Raw genomic sequence first — 11,277 nt, forward strand, 5'->3', positions numbered from 1 at the left:
CACGCTGCGGCAGCGAACCTGACATTTCGACAACGGCGAATTCAGGAACCGTGCATGGCGGCGGCGCGATGGTGCGTCATGCCCGGCTGGCCGGGTGCGTGAAAGGAGTATCCATCATGAAGCTGATTGCATTGTTCAGCGCCGCAGCGCTCGCCGCGGGAACGCTCATGACCCCGGCACCCGCCGAGGCGCAGCGGCACGGCTACGAGCGCGGCTACGACCGTGGAGATCATCGCGGTTATGATCGCCGCTGGAACCGGGGGCCGGACCGACGCTGGGATCGTGGCCGGCATCGCGGCTACGACCGCGGGCGGGGCTATGGCTATGGACGTGGCGGCTACGGTCGTGGTCGTACCGTATGTCGGGTTCAGCGTGGCTATTACGGGCCGGTGCGGCGCTGCTTCCGCGTCTATCGTTGATCTGATGGCTTGATCCCGCCGCCCGACCCCGCCATATGCGCCGCGGGAGTCGGGCGGACGTGGTCGTCGCCAACCCGGTCAGGTCCGGAAGGAAGCAGCCGCAACGATTTCGCCGCGGGTCGTCCCGGCTCCCACCGCAAGCCGCTGCTTGCGCGGCCAGCGGCGCCAAGCGCCGTCTGACGTCATGGCTCTGCCATGACGCGCCAAGTACCCCGCACCCCACCAAGCCCTTCGACACCAGCGCCCCCGCATCCTATATGCGTCGCGATGGCCGATTCCTTCGATCTGGGCGAACCGCCGCAACCCGCGGCAGCGACCCCGTACCGCGTGCTTGCGCGTAAATACCGTCCCCAGACCTTTTCCGAGCTGATCGGGCAGGACGCGATGGTCACCACGCTGGGCAATGCGATCAAGCGCGACCGGCTGGCGCATGCGTTCCTGATGACCGGCGTCCGGGGAGTCGGCAAGACGTCGACCGCGCGGTTGATCGCCAAGGCGCTGAACTGCGTCGGACCAGACGGGCAGGGCGGCCCGACGATCGATCCCTGCGGCGTCTGCGAGCCCTGCCGCGCGATCGCCGAGGGGCGGCACATCGACGTGATCGAGATGGACGCCGCGAGCCACACCGGCGTCGACGACGTGCGCGAGATCATCGACGCGGCGCGCTACGCCGCGGTGTCGGCGCGCTACAAGATCTATATCGTGGACGAGGTCCACATGCTGTCCAAGAACGCCTTCAATGCGTTGTTGAAGACGCTGGAGGAGCCGCCTGCCCACGTGAAGTTCCTGTTCGCCACCACCGAGGTGAACAAGGTGCCGATCACGGTGCTGTCGCGCTGCCAGCGGTTCGACCTGCGGCGAATCTCGGCCGAACAGCTTGCCGCCCATTTTGCCTTCGTCTGCCGCGAAGAGCAGGTCGAAGCGGAGCCGGAGGCGTTGATGCTGATCGCGCGTGCGGCGGAAGGATCGGCGCGCGACGGATTGTCGATCCTGGATCAGGGCATAGCACATGCGGGACTCGAAGGCGGAGGCGTGACGGCCGACGCCGTCCGGCAGATGCTGGGCTTGTCCGACCGCGGCGCGGTGCGCGACCTGTTGGGACTGGTGCTGGCGGGTGATGCCGCCCCGGCGCTCGCCAGCTTGCGACGGCAATATGATTACGGGGTCGATCCGCAGTCGGTGCTGCGGTCGATGCTGGAGACGGTGCACGGCATCACGCTCGCCAAGGTCGGCACCGCCGAAGACCCGGCGCAGCCGGCGGAGGAGCGCGCGGCGCGTTCGGAATGGGCGGCAAAACTGTCGTTCCCGGCGCTGCACCGGCTTTGGCAATTGTTCCTGAAAGGGCACGACGAGGTCGCCAGGGCAGCCCTGCCGATCGAGGCGGCCGAGATGGCGTTGCTGCGTGCGATTCACGCCTCGACACTCCCGGATCCCGGTGAACTGGCGAAGCAGATCGCGAGCGGCAAGCTGGGCGCGATGTCCGCGCCGGCGGCTGCGCCCGCTCCCGCGCCGGCGACCCCGGTCGCGGCGGACAAGCCGGGGACGCCCACCGACTTCGCCGCGCTGGTGACGCTGCTGGAAGACAAGGGGTATCATGCGGTCGCGGCGCAATTGAGCAACGGCGCACGCGTCGTCCGCTACGAGGCTCCCGAGCTGATCCTGAGCGGATCGCGGCCGATGTCGGCGGATACGCTGCGCGATGTCGCCGATGCGCTGAAGAAAGCGACCGGCTCGGTATGGAAGATCGCCTTGGAGGATGCGCCCGGTGCGCCTACCTTGCGCGAGCAGGCCAAGGCCGATGAAGAGGCGACGCGTCAGGCGATCCTAGATACGCCGCTGGTGAAGGCGGCGTTCGCGGCTTTCCCGGAAGCGGAATTGGAAGCCTGGCCCGGCAAACGGAGTATCGCATGAAGAATCTCGATGAAATCCTCGCGATGGCGCAGAACGTCCAGAGCGAGTTGCAGAAGGCACAGGACCAGCTCGACACGATCGAGGTCGAGGGCGTGTCCGGCGGCGGCCTCGTCAAGGTGAAGGCGAGCGCCAAGGGCCGCATCATTAACATCGCGATCGACGATTCGCTGATCGAGGTATCGGAAAAGCAGATGCTCGAGGATCTGCTGGCCGCGGCGTTCAACGACGCGCGGACCAAGGCGGATGCGGTGTCGGGCGCCGAGATGTCCAAGATGACCAGCGGATTGCCGCTGCCGCCGGGTTTCAAGCTGCCGTTCTGATATGTGGCGTCCCTCTTCCGCGAGGGTGAGATGGTCGCCGAGCTGACGGAGAGGGGTAGGCGAAGAAGCTCCCCTCGATCATTCGGCTGGCGCCAAATGATCTCTATCCCCCTCGCGGTGGAGGAGCTTGGAATGGTGCCGCCTTATCGCTCCCCCCCGCGAGGGGGAGGCGGCGCGGCGTAGCCGTGACGGAGGGGGAGGTGAGCACTGGGTGCGCGGTCTGGGGAAACCTCGACCCCGACCAAACTCACCTCAAACAGCCGTCCAACCCACCCCGCCGCACCACGCCGACGTAGCGCGCCAGCGTGTTGCCGTGGCGGCGGACGAAGCCGCGGGGGTCGATCGCCGCGCGTTTCTTGGGCAGTGGCAGGACGGCGGCGATGCGACCGGCTTCCGTCGGCGACAATCGCGATGCGTCGTGGTTGAAATACCGGATCGCCGCAGCGTCCGCGCCATACGTGCCGATGCCGGTCTCGGCGATGTTGAGATACACCTCCATGATCCGCCGCTTGCTCCACAGCGTCTCGATCAAGACGGTAAAATAGGCCTCGAACGCCTTGCGGACATAACCACCGCCCTGAAACAGAAAGGCGTTCTTCGCCGTCTGCTGGCTGATCGTGGATCCGCCGCGGATACGGCCGCCCTTTGCATTGCGATAGGCGGCGCCGGCGATCGCGCGAAAGTCGAAGCCATGATGTTCGCAGAATCGTGAATCCTCACCCGCGATCGCGGCGCGCGCCATGTCGGGGTCCATGTCCGACAGCGGCATCCAGCGTTTGGTGACGCTGCGACCGCCGGCGAGATCGCCCGCCATCGTCCATGTGAATGGCACCGGCACGAAGCGGTAGAGGCCGACCCACAACATGCTGATGCCGACGAAGATCAGGCCGGCCTTGAACAGGGTGCGGAGGATGCGGATCATCGCCGGCTTCTAGGGGGCGGCAGCGGTCGGCAGCAAGCCCAGGATCGCTTCGGCGGCGTCGATGCCGGTGCGACAGGCACCGTGCGCAGTGGAGAAGTCGGTCGAGGAGCAGGCTTCGCCGGCAAAGAACAGGCGATCGTCCACCGGTGTGGCGAGCGCTGCGCGTGCGCCTGCATGCCCGATCCGGGCGTGGCTGTAGCTGCCATGGATGAACGGTGTCGTGCGCCAATGGGTAGCCGCCAGCGGGGTCAGGCGATCGCGCCAGCCGCTGCCGAGCAGGCCGATCAGTTCTTCCTTCGCAAAGTCGGTAGCTGCGTTGGCGTCCGGCATCGCTTCGGCACAGGCGCCTCCGAAGAAGCTTTCGATGATCGGCAAGCCGAAAGGGGAGAGGCGGTGACTCGCCGTGCAGGAAGCGTGCGGATTTCCCACGAGGTGAGCGTTCGCCGGCCATGCCGGATCGTCCACCGCGAAGAATACCTTGTCCGCAAGGCCGAGCGGAAGGGCGGCAGCTGCATCCTGTTTGGCGGGGAGCGGCGGGTCGAACGCGATTGCGGCATATGCCGTGGTCGGAATGGCGAGAATGATGCGATCGGCTTCGATCGTGCCGGTGAGGGTCTCGATGCGAAGCGTGTGCCCGGAGTGATCGATGCGGGTCACGGGCGTGTTCAGACGTATCGGGACGCCGACGGCATGGTGGAGGATGAGGGTCCCATAGCCGGCGGGCAACGCCCAGTTGTCGTCCGTCGCGGCATCCTCATACGCGGCCCAGTCGTGCAACGAGACCTGATCGAGCGGCGCGCCATTGGCGTAACCGGAGATGGCTTCGATCATCGGACGCCATGGATCGTCTGCGGCGACGAAAGCGGAGAGTGGCTGGTCGGGGCCATCCAGCGCGGCGAGCGCGGCGTCATGCCAGCGCTGATACGCCGCAGTGGAGGCCCGCTTCTCGTCGGGTGGGAAATGCAGGTCGTTCCACTGGACACCCCAATTGGGGCATGATCGATCGATCACGAAGCCGTCGCGTTCGGCAATGGCGGTCCACGGATTGCGATCGGCGGAGTGCAGCCAGCCACAGCCGAGATCGATGGTCGGCTCCCAGGGCCGAACATCTTTCGTCGCCCCGGACATGTTGTCAGGTCGACCGGTCCCCAAGGGGGCCGCTCGAGCCTCCTGCTCTTCCGCCGACCGTGACGCAGACTCCGGGCCATGCGCGGGTTTGCCGCAAATATTGAACAGGCTCTGGAGCCTGACACTATACGCCCGTCCGCCGAGCCGGTCCCCCGCCTCGACCAGAAGCACATCCTCACCGGCATCCTGCAAACGGCGCGCCGCAGCGATCCCGGCCGCACCGCCGCCGATGACGACGGTGCCGACCATCTTACGCCGCCGCGAGTAGCCGCTTTTCGCCGGCGATACGCATCATCGCCTTTTGCAGCTTCTCGAACGCCCGCACTTCGATCTGGCGGACGCGCTCGCGTGACACGCCATACACCTGGCTCAGCTCCTCGAGCGTCTTTGGATCGTCGGTCAGCCGGCGCTCGGTAAGGATATGCTTCTCGCGATCGTTGAGATCATCCATGGCCGACACCAACATGCCGTGGCGGACATCCGCCTCCTGCGCTTCGGCGACGACGGTGTCCTGCAACGGCGCGTCGTCCTGCAGCCAATCCTGCCACTGGCCCTCGCCATCCTCGCGCATCGAGACGTTGAGCGAGGTGTCGCCGCCCATCGCCATGCGACGGTTCATCGACACGACGTCGCTTTCGGCAACACCCAGATCGGTGGCGATCTTGGTGATATGCTCAGGCTTCAAATCGCCGTCCTCGAACGCGTCGAGCTTCGACTTCATCCGGCGCAGGTTGAAGAACAACTTCTTCTGCGCCGCGGTGGTCCCCATTTTCACGAGGCTCCACGACCGCAGGATATATTCCTGTATCGAGGCGCGGATCCACCACATCGCATAGGTGGCGAGGCGGAAGCCACGATCGGGCTCGAATTTCTTGACGCCCTGCATCAGGCCGATGTTGCCCTCGCTGATCAGCTCGGACGTCGGCAGGCCGTATCCGCGATACCCCATCGCGATCTTCGCCACGAGGCGAAGGTGCGACGTGACGAGCTGCGCCGCCGCATCGGTGTCGCCATGCTCCTGAAAGCGCTTGGCGAGCATGAATTCCTGCTCGGGAGCAAGAATGGGAAATTTCTTGATCTCGGACAGGTAGCGGTTGAGGCTCTGCTCCCCGCCGAGGGCAGGAATCGTCGCGGGGACGTTGCTGCGGGCTGCCATGATCTGATCTCCCTTTCTGCGGAGGCGTATCGTCCCGCACTGCGGCGACGAACGGCTCGAACCTATACGTGAAGCTCGCTGAACAGTTCCTGCATGTCAGCAGGCATATCGCTATCGAACGCCAAAGCGGTGCTTTTCACCGGATGAATGAACCCCAGATGCGCGGCATGCAAGGCCTGCCGACGGAAACCCAGGGTTTCGAGTAGCGCTTTTTGAGCACCCTTTGTTCTACCATAAACCGGGTCGCCCAGCAAGGCATGACCGATCGAGGCCATATGAACACGCACCTGATGGGTCCGCCCCGTCTCCAGCCGGCATTCCACCAATGCCGCATCGCACAGCGTCTGCATCGTGCGGAAATGCGTCACCGCACGTTTGCCGCCCTGCACGATCGCGATCTTCTTGCGATTGGTGGCGGAGCGCGCGAGCGGCGCATCGACCTTGCCTTCGGACGGGCGGGGCAAGCCCCCGACGATCGCGCGATAGCGGCGGTCGATGCTGTGATCGTGGAACTGGCGAGCCAGCCCCTCGTGCGCGCGGTCCGTCTTGGCGGCCACCATCAGCCCCGACGTGTCCTTGTCGATGCGATGGACGATACCGGGGCGCGCGACGCCGCCGATGCCCGACAGGCTGCCGTCGCAATGGTGGAGCAACGCGTTGACGAGCGTACCGTCCAGATTGCCGGCGGCGGGATGTACGACGAGGCCGGCAGGCTTGTCGATGACGATCAGATGTTCGTCCTCATAGGCGACGACCAGCGGGATATCCTGCGCCTCGTTGTGCGGCAAAGTCGGCAGCGGGACGGTGACCGACAGGCGATCGCCGGCCGCGGCGCGCTTGGCGGGATCGCGCACCATCTGGCCGTCGCGCGTCACCGCGCCGCTGGCGATCAGCACCTTCAGTCGTTCGCGCGACAATGTCGGCACCGCATCGGCCAGCGCGCGGTCGAGCCGCCAGCCGTCGGCCGTGGTGGCGATGGTCGCCTCGATGATGGAAACCCCCCGGTCCATGTCCTACGGATGTGGGCATGACGGTGACGATTGCAAGCGACCTGATCGATCGAATCCTGCACGACGCGGCAACCTCGCCGATGGTGGAGATATGCGGGCTGCTGTTCGGGAGCGAGGGGGCAGTCACGGCGGCGCAATCGTGCCGAAACGTCGCCGCCGATCCGTCGCGATGGTTCGAGATCGATCCCGTGGCGCTGATCGCGGCACACCGGCGTGCCCGGGAAGGCGGGCCGCGCTTACTCGGACATTATCATTCGCATCCCGGCGGCGTGCCGATGCCGTCGCCGCGCGATGCCGCGCACGCGGTCGCCGATGGTACTTTATGGCTGATCGCAGGGTCGGGCGAGGTGCGATGCTGGCGTGCGGTGGACGACGGGACGGTCGAGGGGCGGTTCGATCCGGTGACGATGATCCCGGCGCCCTGACCCGGCGCCATAACAAGGGAAACGATCGGGGCAGCCGTGTTCGCTTGCCACCGCGAGTCGCGTCCGCCACAGAAGCGACAGGATTCAGGGGATCAGAATGTCCGTCAGCCCGGTCGATTTCGCCAGTTTGTTGTGCTCGCGGTTATGTCATGACCTGCTGTCGCCGGTCGGCGCGCTCAACAACGGGCTGGAACTGCTCGGTGACGAGAACGATCCCGAGATGCGCGCGCGCGTGTTCCAGCTGCTCAGCGAAAGCGCGCGGGCGTCGGCGAACAAGCTAAAGTTCTTCCGCCTGGCGTTCGGCGCCGCGGGCGGCTTCGGCGAGCAGGTCGACAGCCGCGAGGCGAAGACGGCGATCGAGGGGCTGCTGGTCGACAACAAACGGACGACGTTCAACTGGTGGGTCGAGGCGGAAACCCTGCCGAAAACCGCGCTGAAGGTGATGCTGAACCTGACGCTGATCGCCAGCGAGGCACTGGTGCGCGGCGGCACGCTGGATGTCGGCGGCGAGGAGAATGGCGGGCAGCTGGAAATCGTCGTCAAGATCGAGGGGCCACGCATCATCCTGGACGGCGAACTGCGCAACACGCTGACGCACGGCGAGCAGGAGGGCGGCGTCACGCCAAGGGCGGCGGCGGCGTATCTGGTGCATACGCTGGTCGCGGAGGCTGGCGGTGCGGTGCAGGTGAGCGAGCCGGCGGCGGACGTGATGATCCTCGGAGCGGTGTTCAACGCCGGATAGGATACGTCTCGCGAGGCGAGGGCGGGACGGGAGTAAACGTCCCTTTAACCCCTCATCGGCCATGACCCGCCGGTAATCTCCGGGGGCCCATGGACGACCTGTTACAGGAATTCATTGCCGAGACTCGCGAAACGCTGGAGGCGCTTTCGGGAGAGATCGTGGCGTGGGAAGCCGATCCCACCGATCGTGCCCGGCTGGATGCCATCTTCCGTTTCGTCCATACCGTGAAGGGTAGCTGCGGTTTCCTGGACCTGCCTCGCCTCGCGCGGCTGAGCCACGCTGCGGAGGACGTGCTGGCGGCGGTGCGCGACGGGAAGCGTGTACCCGGCAGGACGCTGGTCGATGCGGTACTCGCGATCGTCGACCGGATCGGCGAGATCGTCGAGGCGATCGACTCGGGCGCGGCGCTGGATGATTCGAGCGAAGATCTGCTGATTGCGGCGCTGGCCGAGGATGCGCAGCCGCTGGCTCCTTCACAACCGGCCAGTCATCCCCGCGCCAACAGCCGGTCGGTACGGCTGAACGTCGACCTGCTCGACCGGATGATGAGCGGCATGTCGGAGATGGTGCTGGCCCGCAACGAGCTGGCACGACGACTGCGGGACGAACAGGTCGATCCGCTGGTCGAGGCGGCGCTGGAGCGGCTGTCGCTGACGGTGGCGGAGATGCGCGACACGGTAACGCGGACGCGCATGCAGAAGATCGACGCGCTGTTTTCCGCGTTGCCGCGCATGGTGCGCGATACGGCGGGCGAACTGGGCAAGCAGGTGGCGCTGAGCATCGACGGATCGGACGTCGAGCTGGACCGCGAGATGATCGAGCTGATGCGCGATCCGCTGGTCCACATCATCCGCAACGCGGTCGACCACGGGATAGAGGCGCCGGCGGATCGCAGGGCGGCCGGCAAGCGCGAGGCGGGCCATCTGCTGGTCTCTGCACGCCAGTCGGGCAACCAGATCCTCGTGGAGATCGCCGACGACGGTCGCGGGATCGACGTCGATCGCCTGGTCGCGAAGGCGCGCGCGCAAAAGCTGTATACCGACGCCGAACTGGCGGCGATGGACGCCGCGGCCAGGCTGGACCTGATCTTCCATGCCGGATTGTCCAGCCGCGATACGGTGACGGCGATATCGGGCCGCGGCGTCGGCATGGACGTGGTCCGGTCGAACATCGAACACATCGGCGGCCGCATCCACCTGACCAATCAGGCGGGCAAGGGGCTGACCATCGTCATCTACGTGCCGCTGACCTTGTCCATCATGTCGACGATCGTCGTCGGCGTCGGCGGGCAGCGGTTCGCCATCGCCCGCCAGTCGGTCGACGAAATCCTGCGCGTTCGTGGCGAGGCGGTGCGGATCGACATCGTCGGCGACGCGGAGGTCGCGACGGTACGCGGTCGGCGCCTGCCGCTGGTGTCGCTGGGTCGATTGCTGGGGATCAACGCTGGCGGCGAGGGGGTCGGCGAACGGACGCTGGCGATCGTCTCGACGCGCGAGGGCGAATATGCGCTCGGTATCGATCATGTGATCGACACCGAGGAACTCGTGGTCAAGCCGGCCGCGCCCGCCGTGATGGCGACCGGCGTCTACGCCGGCCAGACCCTGCCCGATTCCGGATTGCCGATGCTGCTGCTCGATGGATCGGGGATCGCGACGGTCGCGGGCCTGCGCTTCCATCGCAGTGTGGTGGTGGAAGACGAGACGGTCGAGGCGGAGCGGGCGAGCGTGCCGGCCCTGTTGTTCGAGGATCTTGACGGGCAACGCCGGGTGCTGCCGCTGGCGGCGATCGACCGCGTCGAACCGGTGGCGACGGATGCGATCCGTCACACCGCGGGTCAGCTGCGACTTGCGATCGGGGGCAGCCTGGTGCCGCTGTATGCCGCCGCCGCGATCGGCGACCGGCTGGAAGTGCCGGTGCTTCGCCTGACCGATGGACAGACGGAGATCGCCTATGCGATCCACGAACCCATCGAGATCGTGCAACTGCCGGCGGAGATCGCCCCGGCACGCGTATCCGGTCCGATCGCGGGCGTGGTGATCATCGATAACGAACAGGTCGAACTGCTCGACGCACATGCCCTGTTCGCCGGTGAGGCGGGGCAGGCTTCACGCGAGCGCGTGTGCCTGTTGCAGACGGACTCCGGCGGCTGGATGGAGACGTTCCTGCGTCCCATGCTGGAGGCGTCGGGCTATCGCTGTGTGACGCAGATGCCGGCATCTGCGCCCGCCGACATCGCCCTGGTGATGGACGATGCCCGCGTTGCGGACGACATCACGTGCAAGGTCGTCCGGTTGCGCAGCGCCATCACCGGCGATGTGGCCAGCATCTATCGATACGATCGACCCGCGCTGCTCGATGCGCTGGCGCAAGCTACGGGAGGTCGCTGATGGATCTGTTCCTGATCGCGCATTTCGCCGGACGCGGCGTCGCCATCGATACGACGCAGGTCGATTCGGTCGTCGACATCGCAGAGGTCGTTCAGGTGCCGCGTACCGAAACGGCGATTCGCGGGCTCGTCGCCTTGCGCAGCCGGGTGGTGACGGTGATCGACACCGGCACCGCGCTGGGACTGGAGCCTACCCCCGAATCGGCCCGGCGGGCGGTGATCACCCGTGTCGACGGGCACCATTACGCGATCCTGGTCGATTCGCTGGAGGACGTCGCACTGTTCGAACGTCAGCCGCTGTCATCCGGTCTTGCGCTCGATCGTGGCTGGCAGGCTGTCGGCACCGGTCTGATCGAACGCGATGGCGAACCGATGCTGATCGTCGATCTTGCGGCACTGGTGCCGCAGCAGGCGGCCGCCGCTTAACGCGACGCTTACCCTTCGCTGCCATAGTCCGAACGGCGATTATCCGCTGGTAAAAAGGCCATCCCATGAAGACCTGCCTCGTTGTCGATGATTCCAAGGTGATCCGCAAGGTTGCCCGCCATATCCTGGAGACGCTGGACTTCACGGTTTCCGAAGCCTGTGACGGGCGTGAGGCGCTCGACGCCTGTCTGGCATCGGCGCCCGACGTCATCCTGCTCGACTGGAACATGCCGGTGATGAGCGGAATGGATTTCCTGCGAGCGCTCCGCGATTCGAACATCCCGTCGCGGCCCAAGGTGGTGTTCTGCACGACCGAGAACGGCATGGCATACATCCGTGCCGCGATCGAGGCGGGGGCCGACGAATATGTGATGAAGCCTTTCGACCGCGACACGCTGGAATCAAAACTCCAGATCGTCGGCATGGCCTGAG

Annotated in this window: 12 protein-coding genes and 1 other RNA gene; 9 read left to right on the forward strand and 4 right to left on the reverse strand. The window is 66.1% G+C overall.

Annotated features, from left to right (window positions below; all coding sequences use genetic code 11):
* Window positions 1-116: 116 nt before the first annotated feature.
* The 4 genes from LRA87_RS06135 to LRA87_RS06150 all read left to right on the forward strand — a co-directional run bounded on the left by LRA87_RS06135 (window position 117) and on the right by LRA87_RS06150 (window position 2,650).
* Window positions 117-419: a hypothetical protein gene (locus LRA87_RS06135; RefSeq protein ID WP_230630124.1), complete on the forward strand. Its 303-nt coding sequence runs from the start codon at window positions 117-119 to the stop codon at window positions 417-419.
* Between the two features lie 43 nt (window positions 420-462).
* An RNA gene (gene ffs, locus LRA87_RS06140) (signal recognition particle sRNA small type) lies at window positions 463-556 on the forward strand.
* Window positions 557-686: 130 nt separating this feature from the next.
* Window positions 687-2,330 (forward strand): DNA polymerase III subunit gamma/tau, encoded by a 1,644-nt coding sequence (locus tag LRA87_RS06145; RefSeq protein WP_230630126.1) that lies wholly within the window; start codon window positions 687-689, stop codon window positions 2,328-2,330.
* A complete protein-coding gene (locus LRA87_RS06150; protein ID WP_230630128.1) occupies window positions 2,327-2,650 on the forward strand; it encodes a YbaB/EbfC family nucleoid-associated protein in 324 nt (107 codons plus the stop codon). The genes LRA87_RS06145 and LRA87_RS06150 overlap by 4 nt, the downstream gene beginning before the upstream one ends.
* Window positions 2,651-2,897: 247 nt before the next feature.
* On the opposite strand, the gene mtgA is transcribed toward LRA87_RS06150, so the two are convergent.
* The 4 genes from mtgA to LRA87_RS06170 form a co-directional block, all read right to left on the reverse strand.
* Window positions 2,898-3,572, reverse strand: a complete 675-nt coding sequence (mtgA, locus tag LRA87_RS06155) for a monofunctional biosynthetic peptidoglycan transglycosylase (protein WP_230630130.1) — start codon at window positions 3,570-3,572, stop codon at window positions 2,898-2,900.
* Window positions 3,573-3,581: 9 nt separating this feature from the next.
* On the reverse strand, window positions 3,582-4,949 hold the full coding sequence (locus tag LRA87_RS06160) for a flavin monoamine oxidase family protein (RefSeq protein WP_230630132.1): 1,368 nt from the start codon (window positions 4,947-4,949) through the stop codon (window positions 3,582-3,584).
* Between the two features lies 1 nt (window position 4,950).
* Window positions 4,951-5,856 (reverse strand): RNA polymerase sigma factor RpoH, encoded by a 906-nt coding sequence (gene rpoH / locus LRA87_RS06165; RefSeq protein ID WP_230630134.1) that lies wholly within the window; start codon window positions 5,854-5,856, stop codon window positions 4,951-4,953.
* A 62-nt stretch (window positions 5,857-5,918) separates the two neighbouring features.
* Entirely contained in the window at window positions 5,919-6,866 is a 948-nt protein-coding gene (locus tag LRA87_RS06170) for an RluA family pseudouridine synthase (RefSeq protein ID WP_230630137.1), read from the reverse strand.
* 17 nt (window positions 6,867-6,883) lie between these two features.
* On the opposite strand from LRA87_RS06170, the gene LRA87_RS06175 reads away from it, so the two are divergent.
* From LRA87_RS06175 to LRA87_RS06195, 5 genes are all read left to right on the forward strand, one after another.
* Window positions 6,884-7,291: a M67 family metallopeptidase gene (locus LRA87_RS06175; protein ID WP_230630139.1), complete on the forward strand. Its 408-nt coding sequence runs from the start codon at window positions 6,884-6,886 to the stop codon at window positions 7,289-7,291.
* 97 nt (window positions 7,292-7,388) lie between these two features.
* Complete coding sequence (locus tag LRA87_RS06180; protein ID WP_230630141.1) at window positions 7,389-8,033, forward strand: histidine phosphotransferase family protein; 645 nt, start codon at window positions 7,389-7,391, stop codon at window positions 8,031-8,033.
* An 89-nt stretch (window positions 8,034-8,122) separates the two neighbouring features.
* Window positions 8,123-10,420 (forward strand): chemotaxis protein CheA, encoded by a 2,298-nt coding sequence (locus LRA87_RS06185; RefSeq protein ID WP_230630142.1) that lies wholly within the window; start codon window positions 8,123-8,125, stop codon window positions 10,418-10,420.
* Window positions 10,420-10,845, forward strand: a complete 426-nt coding sequence (locus tag LRA87_RS06190) for a chemotaxis protein CheW (protein WP_230630143.1) — start codon at window positions 10,420-10,422, stop codon at window positions 10,843-10,845. Before LRA87_RS06185 ends, LRA87_RS06190 begins: the two co-directional genes overlap by 1 nt.
* A 65-nt stretch (window positions 10,846-10,910) precedes the next feature.
* Window positions 10,911-11,276, forward strand: a complete 366-nt coding sequence (locus LRA87_RS06195; RefSeq protein WP_230630144.1) for a response regulator — start codon at window positions 10,911-10,913, stop codon at window positions 11,274-11,276.
* The last annotated feature ends 1 nt before the right edge of the window (window position 11,277 follow it).

It is taken from the genome of Sphingomonas sp. Leaf37, assembly GCF_920939475.1.
Classification (GTDB): domain Bacteria; phylum Pseudomonadota; class Alphaproteobacteria; order Sphingomonadales; family Sphingomonadaceae; genus Sphingomonas.